The sequence below is a fragment of the Enterobacter sp. Acro-832 genome, from assembly GCF_011752745.1.
GTDB classification, from domain to species: Bacteria; Pseudomonadota; Gammaproteobacteria; order Enterobacterales; family Enterobacteriaceae; genus Enterobacter; species Enterobacter quasiroggenkampii.
Genome location: NZ_VWWX01000001.1, coordinates 166427 through 186039 on the forward strand (window position 1 = coordinate 166427; position 19613 = coordinate 186039).

General features: G+C 49.5%; 20 protein-coding genes and 2 pseudogenes. 9 read left to right on the forward strand and 13 right to left on the reverse strand.

Going from position 1 to position 19613, the window contains the following annotated elements; genetic code table 11:
- Positions 1 to 12: 12 nt before the first annotated feature.
- The 7 genes from F3J31_RS00755 to F3J31_RS00785 all read left to right on the forward strand — a co-directional run bounded on the left by F3J31_RS00755 (position 13) and on the right by F3J31_RS00785 (position 6075).
- Entirely contained in the window at positions 13 to 588 is a 576-nt protein-coding gene (locus F3J31_RS00755) for a hypothetical protein (protein ID WP_167210651.1), read from the forward strand.
- Between the two features lie 11 nt (positions 589 to 599).
- Entirely contained in the window at positions 600 to 1070 is a 471-nt protein-coding gene (locus F3J31_RS00760) for a GNAT family N-acetyltransferase (protein WP_045910546.1), read from the forward strand.
- Between the two features lie 12 nt (positions 1071 to 1082).
- Complete coding sequence (locus F3J31_RS00765; protein WP_167210654.1) at positions 1083 to 1523, forward strand: GNAT family N-acetyltransferase; 441 nt, start codon at positions 1083 to 1085, stop codon at positions 1521 to 1523.
- Between the two features lie 145 nt (positions 1524 to 1668).
- Entirely contained in the window at positions 1669 to 2664 is a 996-nt protein-coding gene (locus tag F3J31_RS00770; protein WP_063621625.1) for an alpha/beta hydrolase, read from the forward strand.
- 44 nt (positions 2665 to 2708) lie between these two features.
- A complete protein-coding gene (locus tag F3J31_RS00775; protein ID WP_032647230.1) occupies positions 2709 to 3449 on the forward strand; it encodes a response regulator in 741 nt (246 codons plus the stop codon).
- A complete protein-coding gene (locus F3J31_RS00780; RefSeq protein ID WP_167210657.1) occupies positions 3446 to 4747 on the forward strand; it encodes an ATP-binding protein in 1302 nt (433 codons plus the stop codon). The genes F3J31_RS00775 and F3J31_RS00780 overlap by 4 nt, the downstream gene beginning before the upstream one ends.
- Before the next feature lie 137 nt (positions 4748 to 4884).
- The gene (locus F3J31_RS00785) at positions 4885 to 6075 is read left to right on the forward strand and encodes a cytochrome c biogenesis protein/redoxin (RefSeq protein ID WP_167210660.1); all 1191 of its coding nucleotides are present in this window, start codon (positions 4885 to 4887) and stop codon (positions 6073 to 6075) included.
- 5 nt (positions 6076 to 6080) lie between these two features.
- Here the strand turns inward: F3J31_RS00785 and tam are convergent, their stop codons facing one another.
- On the reverse strand, positions 6081 to 6839 hold the full coding sequence (tam, locus tag F3J31_RS00790; RefSeq protein WP_167212006.1) for a trans-aconitate 2-methyltransferase: 759 nt from the start codon (positions 6837 to 6839) through the stop codon (positions 6081 to 6083).
- A gap of 439 nt (positions 6840 to 7278) precedes the next feature.
- Here tam and F3J31_RS00795 point away from each other — a divergent pair, with 439 nt between their 5' ends.
- The gene (locus F3J31_RS00795) at positions 7279 to 7917 is read left to right on the forward strand and encodes an acyl-homoserine-lactone synthase (RefSeq protein ID WP_111966664.1); all 639 of its coding nucleotides are present in this window, start codon (positions 7279 to 7281) and stop codon (positions 7915 to 7917) included.
- 14 nt (positions 7918 to 7931) lie between these two features.
- On the opposite strand, the gene F3J31_RS00800 is transcribed toward F3J31_RS00795, so the two are convergent.
- Positions 7932 to 8624, reverse strand: coding sequence for a LuxR family transcriptional regulator (locus tag F3J31_RS00800; RefSeq protein ID WP_048030459.1), 693 nt, complete (start codon positions 8622 to 8624; stop codon positions 7932 to 7934).
- 306 nt (positions 8625 to 8930) lie between these two features.
- Positions 8931 to 9515, reverse strand: coding sequence for an NUDIX domain-containing protein (locus F3J31_RS00805; RefSeq protein ID WP_045910554.1), 585 nt, complete (start codon positions 9513 to 9515; stop codon positions 8931 to 8933).
- An 86-nt stretch (positions 9516 to 9601) separates the two neighbouring features.
- On the opposite strand from F3J31_RS00805, the gene F3J31_RS00810 reads away from it, so the two are divergent.
- On the forward strand, positions 9602 to 10375 hold the full coding sequence (locus F3J31_RS00810; protein ID WP_167212009.1) for a DeoR/GlpR family DNA-binding transcription regulator: 774 nt from the start codon (positions 9602 to 9604) through the stop codon (positions 10373 to 10375).
- A 38-nt stretch (positions 10376 to 10413) separates the two neighbouring features.
- Here F3J31_RS00810 and F3J31_RS00815 read toward each other — a convergent pair whose 3' ends face one another.
- The 10 genes and pseudogenes from F3J31_RS00815 to F3J31_RS00860 all read right to left on the reverse strand — a co-directional run bounded on the left by F3J31_RS00815 (position 10414) and on the right by F3J31_RS00860 (position 19554).
- A complete protein-coding gene (locus tag F3J31_RS00815) occupies positions 10414 to 10776 on the reverse strand; it encodes a DUF4406 domain-containing protein (RefSeq protein ID WP_048223225.1) in 363 nt (120 codons plus the stop codon).
- Between the two features lie 135 nt (positions 10777 to 10911).
- The gene (locus F3J31_RS00820; RefSeq protein WP_167210664.1) at positions 10912 to 11283 is read right to left on the reverse strand and encodes a VOC family protein; all 372 of its coding nucleotides are present in this window, start codon (positions 11281 to 11283) and stop codon (positions 10912 to 10914) included.
- A 94-nt stretch (positions 11284 to 11377) separates the two neighbouring features.
- Positions 11378 to 11821: a PACE efflux transporter gene (locus F3J31_RS00825; RefSeq protein ID WP_063621632.1), complete on the reverse strand. Its 444-nt coding sequence runs from the start codon at positions 11819 to 11821 to the stop codon at positions 11378 to 11380.
- 131 nt (positions 11822 to 11952) lie between these two features.
- Positions 11953 to 12735 carry a DUF1796 family putative cysteine peptidase gene (locus F3J31_RS00830; RefSeq protein ID WP_167210667.1) on the reverse strand — a complete coding sequence of 261 codons (783 nt, stop codon included), beginning with the start codon at positions 12733 to 12735 and terminating at the stop codon, positions 11953 to 11955.
- A 1086-nt stretch (positions 12736 to 13821) separates the two neighbouring features.
- Positions 13822 to 14331, reverse strand: a pseudogene (locus F3J31_RS00835) (helix-turn-helix domain-containing protein); the annotation flags it as partial.
- Positions 14325 to 14576, reverse strand: a pseudogene (locus tag F3J31_RS00840) (isochorismatase family protein); the annotation flags it as partial. The pseudogenes F3J31_RS00840 and F3J31_RS00835, both read right to left, overlap by 7 nt.
- A 267-nt stretch (positions 14577 to 14843) precedes the next feature.
- Positions 14844 to 15158 carry a hypothetical protein gene (locus F3J31_RS00845; RefSeq protein ID WP_165556748.1) on the reverse strand — a complete coding sequence of 105 codons (315 nt, stop codon included), beginning with the start codon at positions 15156 to 15158 and terminating at the stop codon, positions 14844 to 14846.
- Positions 15159 to 15309: 151 nt separating this feature from the next.
- A complete protein-coding gene (locus F3J31_RS00850) occupies positions 15310 to 16320 on the reverse strand; it encodes a fimbrial protein (protein ID WP_167210669.1) in 1011 nt (336 codons plus the stop codon).
- An 18-nt stretch (positions 16321 to 16338) separates the two neighbouring features.
- On the reverse strand, positions 16339 to 18855 hold the full coding sequence (locus F3J31_RS00855) for a fimbria/pilus outer membrane usher protein (RefSeq protein ID WP_167210672.1): 2517 nt from the start codon (positions 18853 to 18855) through the stop codon (positions 16339 to 16341).
- Positions 18856 to 18873: 18 nt separating this feature from the next.
- Positions 18874 to 19554 carry a molecular chaperone gene (locus F3J31_RS00860; protein WP_167210675.1) on the reverse strand — a complete coding sequence of 227 codons (681 nt, stop codon included), beginning with the start codon at positions 19552 to 19554 and terminating at the stop codon, positions 18874 to 18876.
- Between the last annotated feature and the right edge of the window lie 59 nt (positions 19555 to 19613).

A 19613-nucleotide genomic window follows, 5' to 3' on the forward strand; every position in this document is an offset into this window, starting at 1 on the left:
GGCGAAATTTTAATGGAATTTTTGTCTCTTTTAGTTGGACGCGTATTCCAGAATCTCTTGCAGCATGGCAGAGAGATAGAGGAAGCTGTTACCCGTGGGGATACCCGACCCACTCCCGAGCTGGAACGGTATTTTTCGCGCCCCCTCAGCGAGCTTCCGCGTCAAAATCCTTATCCGGTAGCTATGCTGTTACCTCTGTTTTTAGTGGCGTTTGCGTTAAACCTTTTGCCTTTTCTCAGCACGTTGCAAGGTTTGTCACCTTTACATCATGCATTGAGCTTTTTCTTACCATCATTGACGATGGCAGGCGCGCTCATTGTGACAAGCGTACTACTGGCTCGTGGTAAGACCTCGGGATTGTCGGGCTTTATGGCGTTGTTCATCATCCTGCTGATAACGACCCTCGTTCAGGTTCTACATATCCTGCTTTCTCATGATGGAAGCCTCTGGCCACTCGTCATTGCATCTTTCGCGCTGTTACTTTGTCGGGTGGTGATGAACAGCAGCGGCTTTGTGCTATTTACGCTCTATTGTCGTACTCAGCGTCTCGCCAGATCGGCACGGGAAATGCGGCTAAAAAGCCGTTAAAGGGGGAGCTTATGACATTACGAAAAGCCAGGCCACAGGAAGCCGAAACACTCTGGAATATTCGTAACCAGGCGATTCGTCACGGCTGTAAAACCAGTTACGACGCAGAGGTCATTGCGCGTTGGACGCCTGATCTGATGCCCGAACGCTATCGGCAGATGGTCATTGAATACCCTTTTTACGTGGTTGAAGATGAAAAGGGCGATGTTGCGGCAAGCGGCTATCTCGATCTGGATACCCATTGCCTGGAGGCGATTTTCACCTTGCCCGCAGCCTTCGGTAAAGGCATGGCGACCCGGATTATTGAGGCACTCAAACACGAGGCCCGCAGCCGGGGGATAACCCGCCTGACGCTCGATGCGACGCCTAACGCCCAGTCGTTTTATCAGAAGCTTGGGTTTGTTACGCTGAGAGAACATAATCATCATTCGCGTATGGCGGGGGCTGATTTACGCTGTTTTGAAATGGCAATTGACCTGTAATGTGAGGAAAACATGGCAGTTACGGTAAGACCTTTACGCGCAGAGGATTATTCCCAATGGCGACCGCTGTGGGATGGTTACACCCATTTTTATGATTGCTTCCTCGAGGAATCCGTCACCGCAGCGACGTGGGAAAGGGCGCTCTCAGCGCATTCATCGATGTTCTGCCGGGTCGTGGAGAAGGACGAAAAGGTCATCGGTTTCGCAATGTGTGTTCTGCATGAAGGCACCTGGTCAACCGCGCCCAGCTGCTACCTGGAAGATCTGTTTGTTGATGCTGCCGAACGCGGGGCGGGAGCCGGTAAGGCGCTCATTGACGCTCTGATTGACGAAGGCAAGCGCGAAGGGTGGTCGAAACTGTACTGGGTCACCCGGGAAAACAACCCGGCGCGTAAACTCTATGACAAATATGGTGAAGCTGACGATTACGTCCGCTATCGTCTCTCCCTCTAAAACTTCAGCGCCTGTGTTTGTATCACACTGTATCAGCGTCCCGGATACATACACAGGCTTGCAATAAACCCGCTTTCGCACATATCCGCTATACATTGAGGTGTTGTGATATCCCCGTGAATTGTACTCAACCGGAGATACCAACATGTTCAGCAAACTTGCTTACTCAACCCTCGCACTGACCGTTTCGCTTGGCACCGTGATGTCCTGTCAGGCCGAAGTCACTGGCACAAACGTCGCCGCAGCCTTTGATCATCCTCAGCAAATTAACGCCGGCGATCTGAATGTCGGTTATGTCGACATTGGCCCGAAAGACGGTCAGCCGGTTATTTTACTGCATGGCTGGCCCTACGATATTCACAGCTATGCCGAGGTTGCACCCGCACTGGCGGCAAAAGGGTACCGGGTCATTGTGCCGTCTCTGCGCGGCTACGGTACCACGCGTTTCCTGTCAGCAAACACACCGCGCAACGGCCAGCCCTCGGCGATGGCGAAAGATATCGTTAATCTGATGGATGCACTGAATATCAGGCAGGCGGTATTTGCAGGATATGACTGGGGCGCCCGGACGGCGGATATCGTCGCGGCGCTGTGGCCTGAGCGCGTAAAATCACTGGTGTCGGTGAGCGGGTATCTCATCAGCAGCCAGCAGATTGGCAAACAGCCGCTGCCGCCAAAAGCAGAGCAGCAGTGGTGGTATCAGTTCTATTTCGCCACCGCACGCGGTGCTGAAGGCTATGCAAAAAACACGCATGACTTTGCGCGCTTAATCTGGTCGCAGGCCTCGCCTGACTGGAAATTTAGCGATGCGGTCTTTAACGCCAGTGCCAAATCCCTCGATAATCCGGACCACGTCGCGGTGACGCTCAGTAATTATCGCTGGCGTTTAGGGCTGGAAAAAGGCGAGCGTAAATACGACCGCTACGAGCAAAAACTGGCCACGCTGCCGAATATCACCGTCCCAACGATCACCATCGAAGGCGGCAACAACGGCGCGCCGCATCCGGCACCGCAGGCCTATGCAGCTAAATTTACCGGCAAATATGAGCACCGCACCTTCGGCGCAACCGTGGGGCATAACCCGCCTCAGGAAGATCCACAGGATTTCGTCAAGGCAGTTATCGACGCGGATAAGCTGTGAAATGTGCTATTTTCAGTACGTTACCCTTCGGTCTGGAGAGTTCGGTGGAACATATTGACCACATCCTTGTCGTCGATGACGACAGGGATATTCGTGAACTGATTGTCGATTATCTCGGTAAGTCTGGCTATCGCGCGACGGGCGCGGCCAACGGCAAAGAGATGCGTAGCGTACTGGATAAACAGCATATCGACCTGGTGGTGCTGGACGTCATGATGCCTGGCGATGACGGTCTCACGCTATGCCGGCAGTTACGCAGCGGCAAACATAAAGATCTGCCCATCCTGATGCTGACGGCGCGCAATGAGGAGACGGACAGGATCCTGGGTCTGGAGATGGGGGCGGATGACTACGTGGTGAAGCCGTTTGTCGCCCGTGAGCTTCTGGCACGCATCAAAGCGATTTTACGGCGTTTTCGCACGATGCCGCCCAATCTACAGGTGACAGAAGCAGGACGGCTGGTGATGTTCGGTGAATGGCAGCTCGATACCGTTGCTCGTCACTTAATCGACCCGGAAGGGGTGATTGTGGCACTCAGTGGGGCGGAGTATCGTCTGCTGCGCGTTTTCCTGGACCATCCGCAACGCGTGCTGACCCGTGACCAATTGCTCAATTTGACGCAGGGACGTGACGCCGAACTGTTTGAACGTTCTGTCGATCTGCTGGTAAGCCGGGTGCGCCAGCGTCTCAATGAAGATGCCCGCACGCCCGCCTATATCAAAACCGTGCGCAGCGAAGGTTACGTCTTTACGATGCCGGTGACCATCAAAGAGGTTAACGAATGACGTTCTGGCCACGCTCTCTGCTGGCCCGTTTGCTGATCGTCGTACTGTCCGGTTTGCTTCTGGCTAACGCCCTGAGCCTGACGCTGGTCATGACTGAACGCATGCACAGCGCGCGCACGGTGATGCTCGGTAATCTGGAAAACGATGTCGCAACCAGCGTCGCCATTTTAGACCGCTTACCGGCCAGCGAACGCGCCGCCTGGCTGCCTCGGCTTGAACGAGGTAACTATCGTTATATTCTGGGCACAGGAGAACCCGGCGCAGCGCCGACGGATAAGCGTTCGCAAGATGCTATCCGAACCTTAAAAGCGACGCTTGCCGCGCATTACCCGCTTAGCTTTACCGCGGTTCCCGGCGCCATTTCGCATATTCAGGCCCATCTTACGTTACGCGATGGCGCGCCGCTGACCATTGACCTGATCCCGCGCATGCCGCCCGTCGCCAGCTGGCTCCCGATCGTTCTCGTCCTGCAGCTGCTGGTTCTGGCCGTCTGCGCCTGGGTCGCCGTGCGGCAGGTGGTACGGCCTTTTTCACACTTTACCCGCGCGGTGGATGCGCTGGATCCGGCGGCCAGCACGCCAATGACGGAAAAAGGGCCGCTTGAGGTGCAGCGGGCTGCGCATGCCTTCAACGCCATGCAGGCGCGCATTCAGTCTTATCTCCGGGAACGCGCGCAAATCCTGGCCTCGATTTCCCACGATCTCCAGACGCCCATTACGCGCATGAAGCTGCGCGTCGAAATGGCCGGGGAGCCGGAACTACGCGACAAGCTCCTCAATGATCTTGATAGCATGTCTCGTCTGGTGCGGGAGGGTATCGCGTATGCCCGGTCATCAGAATCACTGGAAGAGACGTCGCTGAAGCTGGAGCTGAACGCCTGGGTCAACAGCATCGCCAGCGACTATCAGGACATTGGTAAAAACGTGCAGTTTCAGGCAAACAATGTTCGTTTGCCGATCGTCACGCGTCCACAGGCGCTTCGTAGAGTGATGACTAACCTGCTGGATAATGCGCTGAAATTCGGCGGCGGTGCCGTTATTGCCATTGATATTTCGTCTGCCGAAGAGGTGGTGATTCACATTGTGGACGACGGGCCGGGAATACCCGAAGCCGAACTGGAGGCGGTTCTGCAGCCGTTTTATCGGGTTGAAACCTCGCGTAATCGCGATACCGGCGGGACAGGACTCGGCCTGGCGATTGCCGCGCAGTTGACCGCACAGCTGGAAGGAAAACTCAGGCTGGCGAACCGCGCCGGAGGCGGACTGGATGTCGCCATTACGCTACCGCGTCGTTCGTAAAATTGTACGGCTTTGTATCTCCTGGCCTGGGTGATACAGAGCCAGACAAAAACCGCGCGTTTAAACATATCCTGAACACATCAGGACGATGAAATAGCCTCACTGCAGTGTCGCAGGACGTGTAATGTGAGGTCATTATGTTTCTGTTAATCGCTTTTCTGGGTGGGATGATAAGCCTGCTCAGCCCATGTACGCTCCCGGTTATTCCACTCCTGTTTGCCGGTTTTCAGGGGCAACGACGACATATTCTGGCCCTGCTCGCAGGGATGGTCGTGATGTTCACCCTGGTGGCGATGGTCGTCACCGTCGCCAGCGAGTGGATAACAGAGGCGACCATTGTCGGGCGCTGGATCGCGCTCGTCATTCTGGCCTCCGCCGCGCTGGCCTTAATTTTCCCGTCTTTCGCCCAGCGTATTGCCGGTCCGGCCGTCAGCGCGGGAAATGTCCTCAACACCCGAAGCGGGCAAACGCGCGGAATGGCATCGGCATTTCTGGCCGGGCTTGCGGTAGGACTGCTCTGGTCTCCTTGCGCGGGCCCCATCCTGGGAGTGATCTTCAGCATTAACATTGCGGGGCATTCCGCCATTACTACCGGCGCACTGCTGGCCGCCTATGGCAGCGGATGCGCGCTGATGCTTGGATTACTCGTCACTGGAGGCCGCACGCTAATGACCCCGCTGAGAGCAAAATCGGCACTCATGGCGAAGCTGCGTCAGGGGGCGGGAGTGGCGATGTTAGCGGCAGTCGTCCTGAATGCGACGGGGATGACCTCGTTGCTGAAAGGCGCTAACGGCGTCGCAGACCGTCTTGAGACCGCGCTCTTAAACCTGGCAAAACCCACAACCGCGACGGTGAAGCTCCAGCCGGTGGCAATCGCTGAGCCCAGCAGCCAACTGCCTCCGCTAAGTGGTGGAACAGGATGGATTAACGGTGACCCTGTCACGTCTGAATCATTGCGAGGGAAGGTTGTTCTGATTGATTTCTGGACCTGGGACTGCATTAATTGTCAGCATACGCTCCCATATGTGCGGGAGTGGGCTACAAAGTATCAATCGCAGGGTCTGGTGGTGATTGGGGTTCACACCCCGGAATACCCCTGGGAAAAACCGCTTTCGTCGGTTAAAAATGCGGTGAAAAAGTGGCAACTGCCGTATCGGGTCGTGACGGATAACAACTATCAAATCTGGAATGCGTTCGGCAACCAGTACTGGCCAGCGCATTACTACTTTGATGCCAAAGGGCAGCTGCGCTATACCGCCTTTGGCGAGGGGGATTATGCGCAGCAGGAAAAGGTTATCCAGCAGTTGCTCAAAGAAGCCCGCCTGTAATCGGATCAGGGCTGGCGTTGAGCCACGATAAACAACCGAGGAAAAGCCAGCAGTATCTGCCCGTTTTCCTGAAGCGGATACTGCTCTTCCAGCAGTTCATGGTAGCGTTTCAGGAAACGTTTCTGTTCGCTCTCATTCAGTTCCTGGAGCCAGGGCCGCAGGCCGGTGGCGCTTACCCAGTCAATAATGGCCTGATGAGAGCTCATTTTGTGATAATAGGTTGTCCGCCAGATATCCACCTCACAGCCAGCCTCCGACAGAATATCGTAATAAGCATGTACGCCCGGCAGAGGTTCGCGGCCCCGGTCTGGGTAGTCTTGCTCCAGCGCCACTTCACGCATCGCCACATGAGTGGGTTCCAGCCAGTTGTCGGGCATCTGGATCGCCAGCACGCCATTTAACTTAAGCAGGGAGACAAGATGCGGCAGGAGATCGTAATGGTCCGGAACCCATTGCAGCGACGCGTTGGCATAAATCAGGCTCAGCGGCTGACCAGGCTTGTACTGCCGGATATCGGCCTCAACAAAGTGGCAGTCAGGTAAGGCGGCGCGTGCTTCCTCGAGCATAGCAGGGGAGTTATCGACCCCGGTGATGTGCGCAGAAGGCCAGCGATGCTTCAACAGCGCCGTGCTGTTGCCCGGACCGCAGCCCAGATCGGCGATAGTCGCAGCCTCATCCAGAGGAATTCTGGCGAGCAATTCGGCGGCTGGACGCGTTCTTTCTGCGCCAAATTGCAGGTAAAGAGAAGGGTTCCAGTCGGCCATCATCAATTCTCCGTCTTACATGATTCAGCAAGAATAGCACAGGCAGATGTCTGTTAAGCGGTACCGACGAGGGTTTTGGGCAGATGAAATCAGCAGAGCCAGTAAAACGAAGGGAAGGTAGAAAAAATAAGCAAACGGAAATATTACCCCTTAAAAGATTAAGGGGCAATGTTTTTATTGTAATTATTTTGTGATTATTGTTTTTTAATATTTTATCGGCAAAGTGCTTCTTATGCTCTGTACCCGAAACTTTAAATATTAGATAATCATCGATGGGTATATCCCTGGTGTTTCGTAGGTCTTTGACCTCCTGACCGCTTAGTTTTGCGAGAACTTCGTGGTCAGGTACTTTTTAAGTATAGGGAATATGCGGCACAATGAAAGCTGTCCTTAAAGACAGGTGATAATAGTTTCAGGTGTTATTATCAGGAACAAGAGCATGAATTCTGTCATTGAATTTTTTTTACACGACTACGATGATTTACCACCAGCATTAGCACACGAACTCTACCGACTCAGAAGAAAAACTTTTCGGGACCGACTCGACTGGAAAGTGGAATGCATCGAAGGTATGGAAAAGGATCAGTTTGATTCCCATAACACGACATACTTGCTGGGGATGTATGATGGACAGCTGTTATGCGGCGCGCGATTTATTAACGCAACGCAGCCGACAATGATAAGCGAAATCTTTCACAACTATTTCGATAACCCCATTGTTTTTCCAGCAGATGTTCCCTGCTGTGAAGTGAGTCGCTTATTTTTAGATAAAGAAACACGAGACTCTGCAAGTCTGCAGGGCGTGCCCGCCAGTAAAGCATTGTTTCTTGCAATGAATATTTATTGCATAAAGAAAAAATATCACGGGATGTACGCAGTAGCCAGTCGTGGTATGTATGCCATATTTCGCCATGCAAACTGGAAAGTTGAAGTAATTCAGCGCGGTGTCTCTGAAAAAGGGGAGGTTATTTATTATATTTATATGCCTGCCAGCCCCAGCATTATTGAAGACATTATTAGCAAAGATAAATCCAGTCACTGGCTTCGCGAAATGCTCGAGCATTTACGCCATTTATAACCAGTGGCTGAGGCTCAGTCCTCCAGTAACCGGAGTTCCGTTCCAAGTTTTATTGCGTGTCTGGCATTATTTACACCGAGTTTTTTCATTATATTGCCCATGTGAAATTTAACGGTGCGCTCAGCAATAGACAAAATAACCGCAATTTCTGCGTACGTTTTCCCGGCGCTGACCCATTTAAGGATTTGGCGCTCGCGTGGCGATAAGAAAACATTCTTTTTCTGCTGATGCTGACTATAAAGATTGAGTGTCTTCTGATGTAACTGAACAAGGAAGCGTAGAAATTGCGGTCGATATTTCTCTATGTCAATGCCAGAATGCTTAGGACTGATGACGGATAAGACCACAAGATTATTCAGATAGTCATGCAAAGGAAACGTCTGTCCCTGGTAAATATCATACTGGACACTTTCGTCGAAAATGCGTGTCAGGTTGTAACCATCCGACAGGACGACATCACTTTCCCAGAAAAAATCGTCAACACAGCGCAAAGCCCGAATAATGACAGGGTCAATGAACTGATATTTTCTTTCAAGATAGATATTAAACCACTCGGGACTATTATTGAGTATCCTCATCTGCGAAGGATCTTTCTTGTTCATAATAGCGTAGGCAAAGACGATCCCTTTGAAATCCTCAAAAAACGCGTCCAGCTCACTCTGAATTTGCGTGTTGATCGTTATGTCGTTGTAATATGTATCCTTCACGTGAGTTGCTGCCTCCTGTTCGAGTGGAGGACCAAGTATAATATGCTTCGTTATCTGTAGCGAGTCGCATTTTAATCCAGACAACCGATAAGACAGGCTGCCTCAGCAGGCAGCCTCGTGAACGTTTGGCATTTTTGAATGATAAATGCAGGTGACTCAGGGAATAGTTGATGATTTTATCGAATTTCGAAATCGTTCACTAAATATAGTAGGCTGCAAAATTTAGGAGGTTTTCCGCTTTTCATCCGGGTAGCGCACAAGCGTACCGATTTCATGCGCCTTCAAATCAGGATGTAAACCAGTAGGTTACAGAATACCTTTCAGGGCAACATGATAAAGCAGCATGATGGTCTTACCGTCGACTATCTTGCCCGTTTCAATGCTGCGTAAAGCCTCTTCAAGCGTCATTTCCAGCACGTCGATATCTTCCCCCTCGGCCTTGATCCCACCGCCTGCGCCGGTTCTGTCATCTGGCTGGTACTCGGCAAGATAAAAATAGAGTTTTTCCGTGACGGAGCCTGGGCTCATGTAGGCTTCAAAGATTTTCTGCACGCGCGAAACGTGAAATCCGGTCTCTTCTTCCGCTTCTGCTTTTATGCGGCTTTCGGGATCCATGTTGTCCAGCAATCCCGCGGCAGCTTCAATTAAATCGTCCTGGTGGCCGTTGATAAAGACAGGGAAGCGGAACTGACGCGTCAGGATCACCGTCTTTTTCTCACGGTTATAGAGAAGAATCGTCGCGCCGTTGCCACGGTCATAGACTTCCCGATGCTGCCGTTGCCATTCACCATCACGTCGCTGGAGGTCAAAGGTATATTTTTTAAGGATGTACCAGTTGTCTGAGAGAGTTTCACTGTCGATGATGCGCACATCTGCACGTTTTGATTGCACGATTGTTCCTCCTTACGTAGAGTAATGATCATAAACAGCAATATCATGCATGTTCAAGATAAAACATGCAACATCAGGAATTCATGATGCTCACCAGTCAGCGAAAACAATTGATCCTTGAAAAGCTGGGTGCCGAAGGCCAGGTCCAGTCAAAAGCGCTCAGCATTCTCTTTGACGTCTCTGAAGATACCATCCGGCGCGATCTGCGCGAGCTGGCGGCAGAAGGGCGTTTGCAGCGTGTTCATGGCGGCGCGCTGCCGTCATCTTCCGCTATAGCTCCGTTTGCAGAACGGCAATCCGTGAAGATGGATGCGAAAAAACGGGTGGCCCGGAAAGGAGCACAGCTGATTTCATCAGGCCAGGTGGTGATTGTCGACGGTGGCACGACTACCTCGGAGCTGATTACATTTTTCCCTCCTGACTTACGCATCACCGTGGTGACGCACAGCCCAAGTATTGCTCTGGGGCTCGTTGATCATCCTTCCATTGAGGTGATTTTAATCGGCGGACGCTTGTATAAACACTCGATTGTTGCGGTCGGTGCTGCGGCCATCGAAGGCATAGAGAATATACATGCAGACCTGTTCTTTATGGGAGTGACCGGTATTCATCCCGATGCGGGGCTGACAACCGGTGATTTCGAAGAGGCATGCATCAAACGTGCATTTTCCGGCAGAGCCGCGGAAACGGTCGTTCTGGCGTCTCCGGAAAAGATCAACACCGCGTCGTCGTTTGTGATTGGCGATGTATCTTTAGTGAATACCATCGTTGTTGAAGACGGTACGGATAAGGAGTGGATCCGCGCGGTATCGGAAAAGGGGGTTTCCGTCGTGCTGACCTCAGATCGTGACCGCCTCTGACAGCCAGCCTTTAACGTCAGGCTGGCTGGCGTCCTGGCTTACGCTTCCGGAATGTTCTCAAGCGCGGTATACACGCTGAGACCATATTTTCTGGCTACCTCAATGTCCATATCGGCACCTTTAGACGCACCGGCAATACGATAAATCGCATCGCATTTTGCGATGAGCCGGTGAGCAACGGGGTACAGCATCGCTTCGCTGATTTCATCACCCACCGTTTTTGAGCCAGCGGCTTTTGCCAGCGGCAACGCAAGCCATTCACCAATGACCGGGATATGGCCACGCTGGTAAACGGCTAATGCTGCGTTTTCGAGACGCGCCAGATTCTCATCAATTCGCGCCTGAACACCATCGGTTCCGCTGCGATAGGGACCGGCAATTAAAATCAACTGTTGTGTCATTAATACCTCTGTCAGCGTTATTGCATGAAACTGCACATTTACAGAGGATACCTTACGCCATTGCCGGCCTGAAATACAATAATTCGTGCAATATCGTGCACAAAGTCGCATGAGCATTTTGACAAAGGGGTTGTGCTACGGGCTCTCCGGTGCATGGCACACGGCCTCGATGTTATGACCATCAGGTGAGATGACAAAAGCGGCATAATAATTTTCACCGTACGGTCGTAATCCCGGCCCGCCGTTATCACGTCCGCCAACGCGCAGCGCGGCGTGGTAAAAATCATCAACCTGCTGACGTGTAGTAGCCACAAACGCCAGATGCAGAGGCGCAGGTTTATCATTTGTCTGGAAAAGGCAAAGTGAAACGTCGCCAGCGCTCATTTCAACACCGTAATCTGGCGCGCCTTCATCAATGAGTTCCACACCAAGCGGGCGAAGCGCCTCGAGGAAGAAGGTTTTGCTTTTTTCATAATCACTGACGCCGAATTTAACATGGTCAAACATTATCGACTCCTCAAAAGAGATAGAGAAATGAAGAGTATAGAAGGTGAGAGGAGTCGAATATGATCAAGGGCGTGCCTATGTGACAGATGTCTCGCTACAGAGCAGACCGTTTCCGTCCAACAAATGTCCAGCGCAGGTAGTCGTAGAGCCAGTTAAACAGCATCGTGTACGGCAGGAAAAACAGTACAAGACCGATCTCAACAAAGAAAGCCTCCGTCACCGTTAAATTCAGCATCACCATTGCCACAGGAATTAACGTGATGATAAGGCCAACTTCAAAACAGGCCGCATGGAGCGCGCGGACCAGAAATGTTCTTTCAAATCGGTATTTTTTCTGAAGAGAGTCAAAGAGTTTGTTAAACACAAAATTCCAGGCCGTGGCGGTTAGCGCGGATATCACGGACAGCGAGCCTGACTGGAGTACCGACACGTTCATCAGCCAGGCAAGCGACAGCGCGATAATAACGTTGGCCGTCACTTCAAAAATGACCGCGTGGAAAATCCTTTCTTTGACACTTTTATCTAATTCAATTTCCATAAGTTTACGGCAGCAGTGGTCAAAGGCTGAAGTATATCAAACGTCTTTCAACCATGTGTAAACGTAGAGGTTGGTTTGTGAGGAGGAAAGGGGGCTTAAATTCACAAAACCATTCCTTTCCGTATTTTACGCTATAAAAAAGAATCCTGTTTAGTGACATCATCAACTTTACTGAACATTTCAGCAAAAAGCCCGTCATCTTTTTTTGCCCAGAATGTGTCTAAATCATCGCCTCCCCAAATATCATGGGTATGACACACGAACTCAAGCAAACCTGATTGATGAAAATTAAAATCTATAAATTTCTCAACACTTCTGTCGACAATGCTTTGGTAAAAAAGCACCACCTTACACTTCCTGTTGTCTATATTGTATAATGATAAAAGTTCGTTAAGGTGAGCTCGTAATGATGGAAGATTTGAGTTGTCAGTTATTCTATGATGATATAAAAAAATCAAATCCTTTGTACCCCGTAATTTTATTTGCCGGGCAATTCGTCGCTTAAATGCTCTATTGTCCTCTCTAATGTTGAGTGGGTCATGATGTGTAAATTCGAACCCGAGCATGTGACGAGGGCTGTACTTGTCATTGCATTTTTTATAATACGTGGAGCGAATAACGGAATGGACGCCATCCGCACATTCTACAAGGCATTCTTTTTTAAGAAGATTCTTGTAAGAATCATGTTCCATTTGAAGAACATACTCAATATTGGAACGTCCAGAGGAAAAAACCGTACTAAAAGATTTTCTGTTGTGCCTACGTAAGATATCGTCAGGAAGACAGTTTTCACCCATAGATACCCAAAGCGTATCAGCTTTGAGATTGTCTTTGTGCTTCCATTTTTTATACACGTTATTAATAGTGCGTTTAAAAGAACGCAAATTGTTTTTTATATATTGTTTCATGTTCATTGCATTATTACCTTTAACTCTCTCGGTCGGCGGCCCTGCATCAACGCGACACATGCTTAAGACATAATACCTGTTCGCATAGAACGCGACCATTTATAAATATCACTCCATGTGAAAAACATAATTCATAATGAAATGAGTAATCAGGTTGTAGTGAAAGAGTTAACAGAGGAATACATATTTATAAATATAATTTATTTCTCCATTGAGAAATATAAACTCCATGTATTTTTTTCGCAAACGTATTCGCTGTGTCTATCTTAGAGATGCCATTCAGTATGATATCTTTAACCAGCGAGTCCTCAGGTCTCAGATGGGTGTGTTCCACGCGCGACTTGGCCTGGCGGGTTTCCACGCGGAGGTATGATATTAAGGCGGAGAATGGATCTGGGGACTTGGGTGTAAATCATTGATGACTGCAGCTATCAAGATGCTTCAACAGGGTCGTCGGTAATGGGATTGATGGTTTTTTGGCTGACATTTTCTGCGGAGGAGACACAACCAGGATTGACTATCAGACACCTGATGGTTTCCTTGCCAGGGGGCAGACAGTGCATTTCCTCCAGTTTTCCCACGCCAGCGACCGAGCGGTTGCACAGACTGTCCAGGACATGAATTGCGGACAATGGCATCATGAACAATTTTGAGGCGGCTGATCTGGGCGTCAGGGGGAAATAGCGAGTTGTTAGCCGTTCGAGCAAACGACCACAAACCGGCATGAGTATTTAGCTTCCATAACCATAGTGCGCATAATGTATATTATGTTAAATCTCGTTTGATGGACATCTAGTTCAAATACTTCCACAGTCTTCCCGCAATCATGTACTTACATCATCCCTGCTTTTTCTCTTGTTGTGCATCATGTTTACTCGTTGATCACCTTTGAAGCTTCACAATTAATCTAGACACTTCTACTTCATCTGTCGCCAGACTCTTTTCACTCCGTACCGTTGCCCGCTGTCCCACAGATCCAGTTTGTACATTTCAAGCCAACATTCATCCAGTGGCCCGCAATTTTGATAACGCAGTCATTTTCCTGCCGGTACATGTGTCTGCCTGTCGATGCAGAAATTGCAGGTAATATGACTATCGTCCACGAAACTCACGACGATAGCGTGAAGGAGAAGTATTAAGCTGCTTTTGAAAGTGGCGCCGCAAAGAGGTTGTGGACGGAAAACCTACCCGCTCAGCAATATCTTCCACAGGTCGGTCGGTTTTTTCGAGAAATCGTTGGGCAACAAGAATCCGCTGGCCCAACAGCCACTGCGAGAAATTCTCCCCCGTCGATTGCTGAAATCGCTGGGTAAAGCTGCGGCGACTCATGAGGGCTTTCTCCGCCACGCAGTTCAGCGTGATTGCTAACTGTAAATTCTCCGTTGCCCAGGCCAATGCGTCGGTAAAATAATCTCCTCGACGCGTATTCTGAACCGGCAACTCCACAAATTGCCGTTGTCCACCCTGACGATGAGGTGGTACAACCAACAAACGCGCCACGCGGTTGGCTACATCCGCTCCCCATGCCTGCCGTACCAGATGCAGGCAGCAGTCAATACTGGCTGCCGTTCCCGCTGATGTGACAACATCGCCATCATCAATGGGTCCGTGGTCATGATTTCAGCAAAAACATCCGCCACGCCTGCCAATGCTGCTCGTTGCAACGTATTGTGATCCACTACTCCCCCTTTACCATCATCCAGGTCGCGCGTTCCTGTTGCATCTTCCGGAATAATCACACTATAGCCCAGCGGAACAGCATCACGTGCAGTCGACGAAATACACATATGCGTCATCAGACCAGCCACGACGATCTTTTTAATCCCTTTTTTCTTTAACTGAGTGTGGTGGCCTGACTGGAAAATGTGCTCATCATGCTGACCAAAAGTGCGGTATGGAAAATCGTTTTCATAGCAAGAACTCCCTCTGTGTAGTGTTCAGGAAGAATTATTTCTTATCCGCGCAAAAGGCAGGAGTCACTGGGAGAACGAAAAACGGTACTTTTAGGCCAACAATGCGGACCGTAAGAAAATGCTTATGAGAGGTACATTTTTATAAAACGACCTTCCTTCTTTTTATTCAGGCAGTTCCCCCCTGCCTGATGTTGTCTTCAACTATTTGTGCGTCACTATCGGTGTGCATGATGGTGCACTCAACGCGGGCGCGGCTCCCAGGATGCCCGGCATCATTTGTGACTGGCAGTCAAAAATACGCCCCTTTTCCGTGGTGGCCCGATAGGTCAGTTTTTGGCTACCTAACATATCGGGCTGACTGCCATTAACATTCGTGACTGTAATTTCGTCAGATGAGCCTAGTCCCAGCATTTTAGCGGTTTCAGCCTGTAACAAAGGGATGGCTTGATCGGTTTTCAAGGTTGAACACCCTGAAAGCGTTAACGCGATAGCTAAAACAATAATTGCCTTATTCATAAGCTTCCTAATATAAATTAAAAGTACTTGTTAAGAGATTATGCTTAATATTCACTCGGAGAATTCATTTTGTCGCGACATAAAAATTAGTGTTTTAGATACCCCTCCCGTTATAGTAGTTTTGAAATAGATACCATCACGAGCCAGATATTTACTGATATGTCATTGTAAATGTGGCACTCGCATTTGCTTTCCCTGCGGTGATATCTGCAGCTGTCTGAATATATTGCGCCTGTAAAGGCACCGAAAATGCCCCTTCCGCGTTGGTCGTCCCGATACGTTTCATCTGGCCAAACTGTACTGGGACTCCCTGAGACAATATCTGAAGACCAATCCCGCTTGCTGTCTGTCCTCCGGCATTATCGAGCTTCAGTATTCCATTCGCGCTGTTTTCAGCTCCTGCCGAGCCGGGATCGATTGTGACATTGACGTTAGTCGATGCATCACAATCAAGGTCAATCTTGAAATCCGTTTTACCCGCTACACCGCTGTTTTTACGAAAATCTGTCGCGCTGGCGGGGTTCATGTTGACCTGAATGTTGCTATTAACGACTGAACACGCCACGGTGGTAATTTTCGAGGAGGTTAAATTCGTGGTGAATACGCGTCCCTCACCATTAGTAAAACCTCTGATCATAATCTCACCTGGTTTTATCACGCCACTGGCGGTTTTTCCGATTTTCACCAGTTCAATTAAATTATAGCCGTTGCTGGCATTGCCCCAAGAAGTAGAAGCGCACCATCTGATGGTGGTAGCAGCCAGGACACACCATGCACCGGTAGTTCTAGGCATCTTGTTGGTATTGATAGCCTTAACTCTGATGGCGATGCCCGGCACGCCGGTTTCAAACAACTCCTGCCCATTGAAGGTCACCCGACTGAACTCGCTACCGACGTCTATCGAGGCCAGATATCCACCCGTACGGGGGCAGTCCGCAATATTTCCCCGGCTGAGATAACGCTGGAAGAGATTAATTGTTCCCAGCACGGTTCCTACTGGGGCATCTCGCTGAACAATAATGTCGCCGAAGCTGACGGTCTCAGAACCCTCGGCATTAGATCCAACAAAACGACAATTCACAAGTGCAAAACTGTTAAAGCTCAACAGTGTGAGTACCGACGCCAGGGCTAACTTTAAAATGTTTTTATTTACTCGATTCATTTTCACTATTCCGTTCGTTTATCTACACACTGCGGCTATGTCAATCAGTGATTTTTTAATATCAGGCAATTCAAATTTAGCCGCACATTGTCTGGATAATTCATTACCCCACTTGACGTACAGCGTATTTATATTCGTTAAACCACTCAGATAGACTTGCCCCTGATCGCCAACAATTGCGGCCTCGTCACTTTCAGACCCGTAGCTTACCGTGGCACCAAACGGAACAAACTTACCGTCAGGTCTTTTGAGCGTCACCAGCGCACGCTGGCCCACTTTGGCACTGAAGGTTGCTCTTACCACAGCGCCGCGCGTTGGAACGACGTTGCGACTTGTTACCTCCACATCCACATCATCCGGCATACTTTCCGTACTTAACGCCAGCTCGTTATTCCTGAATGGACTCACAAACGGAACGAGCGCATATCCGCGGGAATCCGTTTTTACACCCTGCTGGTTATTTACCCTCAGGCCTGTGGCGCCGGGGACTTTAATCAGTGCAAGCGTTTCTCCCCCACTCTGGCCAGCTGTTATTCCGTCTTCATGGATGAGAAGAGTGCCTTGTGCCCCATAATTTAATATTTTCCCCTGAGCGCTGTAGCTATAAGCTCCATTCAACTCACCATAGGTGCCCTTGTAGTTAGCCCGGCTGTAACCGGTATTTCCCTGCCCTTTACTGCCGTAACCTTCTGCTACGGACCAGCTGAGGCTATCGCCTTCCAGGGCAGTACCGCTTAACGATACGTTCTGATTCGTCCCGCCAGTACGGTTATTACTGAAGCTATAGCCCGCATACGTTGTTTTAGAAAAGAGACTCAATGGCATACTCAGCGTAAAGGCGAAGATCCGGTCAGAAGTCTGCTGCCTGGAATTATTCACATCCTTATTCAGTGAGTAATTCAGGCTGTAGCCAACACCCTTGAAACTATTCGAATAACCCACACTCCATGAGTCGGTTTTTCTGTTATTTCCCCAGTAATCCTGACGCACTATTGATGCGGATAAATAACCTGCGCTATTACCGAGGTTCTGCGTTAACGTCAGCTCCGCCCTGTTACGTCTGCGTTCCTGATAGTAAAAATCATTACTATCATTTCGCAATTCAAAGGCGTCATTGAGTGTATAAAAATCAGATGTCGAATAACGATAACCTGCAATAGCGATATTTGTACCGGTGGTTGCCATGCTCTTGCTATATCTGGCACGAACAGACTGACCTTTTGATACCTTCCCAGCATTTCTTGAATTTGCAGAATGAGTAATATCCGTAGAAAACGCGCCTAAATTACCCAGGTTTTTTCCAACGCCCAAAGATGACGAACGGTAATTACTGGCGACCTGTACTCCACCATAAAGTGTGAAACCTGCAGGCAGACCATAGATTAAGGTGCTCTGCCAAACTGGAGCATCTTCAGCGCTATTTTCATAGCTACGATAGTGACCTACGCTAAAGGCATACCTCAAATTACCCGCTCGTTGGAGAATAGGCAGAGAAGCAAAAGGAACAATCTGGTACTGTTCACTCCCGTCACTTTCTTTTATCGTTACGCTTAAATCCCCGCTTCCACCAGTTGGATAGAGGTCTTTAATCTCAAACGGCCCGGCTGGCATAAACGCCTGATAAATGACAAAACCGTTTTGCCGGATTGTCACTTCAGCATTGTCGCCTCGTGCTATGCCTCGAACGACAGGAGCATATCCGCGAAGGCTTTCAGGGAGCATTTCGTCATCAGAAGCCAGCTGTACGCCTCTGATCGATACGCTATCAAAAATCTCGCCAGGCGTACTGCTATCGCCCAGCGTCAGCTGCCCTTTTACTGACGAAATGCCCCTCTGCGCGTAGGTATAGGCACTGTCCCAACGACCCGCACCGTGGGTATCCCGTACATAGTTTGAATAGTTACGCAGACGCCATGCCCCAAGGTTCACTCCAGGACGAAGGCTTAAATATTGTGAAGCGCCACCATCTTCATTTTCGGTATAGGTGTGGCTCGATGTCACACTGTAATTGATAATTGCCGCGGTAAGCCCGTCGTCCCATTTATCAGGGGCCACATAACCACGAACCGCGCTGACAAGGGATGCCTGCGGTACGCTGATCTTTAAGGCCTGTGCCTTGAAATCAAGTGCAGCCGTCGCTTCTGGAATCTCTCTCAGGTCGACACAGCTACTCTGAGCGGTTTCCAGATTGCTAAAGGAGTCAGTACGTACACCGTATCGTTTCAACATTTCAACTGTCAGGCATGGGGACAGTTCCGTTTTACCGTTTAGTCTGATTTGTTTAAAAGCAATTGATGACGTATCAACATAACTGTCGTTTACGAAAATATCGACATAGTACTCACCCTCTGCCTGACTACCGCTTTCAAATTGGGTTAAGTCAGGGGTGTCTCCGTTATCACTTACGCGCTCAAGCAAAGCTGGGTTAAAATAATCAGAACCGTACGCACCGGACATAAAAGGTGTCAAGACCAGCATAAGAGCAACACGCCCATAATTGAGCTTAAATTTTTGTGGTGGCATACTTTTCATCATTATTTTAAGACCTGTTATTTAGTAGCTGGCACTGAAAACCTGTCCGGGCACGCCGAAATCGTTAAAAACTTTCCATTCGATTTTTCCACCTGCGGATACTGGCCCGAGGGGGAATGTTTTACTGGATTTAGGGGCAACATATGTCACGTTGTTAAGTTGGACACCGTTCAACGCTACTGAAGCAAAATTCATGTAAAAAGCACTGTCGTTATTCACAGTCAGGCTGTTGCCTGATTTTTGCCATTTAAGCTGGGAGGCGAAATCTTCCGGGCTACTCTTATTCAGCTTTTCCGGTCTATAAATCAATTTGATCCGCGTCTTAACGGCTAACTGCAGCTGATTTTCTCCATCCGATGGGGTTGTTGAAGGTATCGCTTTTACATTTAACCAAAAAAGCATCTCTCTGTCGGACTGCAGCGGTGAGCCACGAAATAAAATACGCAATGAATTGTTTTGATGTGCATCCAGACGAAATAATGGTGGAGTGACTGCAAATGTTTTATCTGGCGTACCTGTCTCTGTCTCCGTCCAGGACTGAACCAGAAACGCTTTATCATCTGGATTACGTAACTGTATTGAGGCTTCTTTCTCTTTTTCGTTATAAATAATACGCGTTCCGCCAATCTGGACGCCCGCAAGTGCTTCCAGAGATGAAAATGCTACTGCAGCCAGTAGCAATGACAGGGTTAATTTTTTCATGATGTTCTCGTGATTAAGATAATGAGGATACTGCTGCACATTGATGTTGCGCAGCAGTA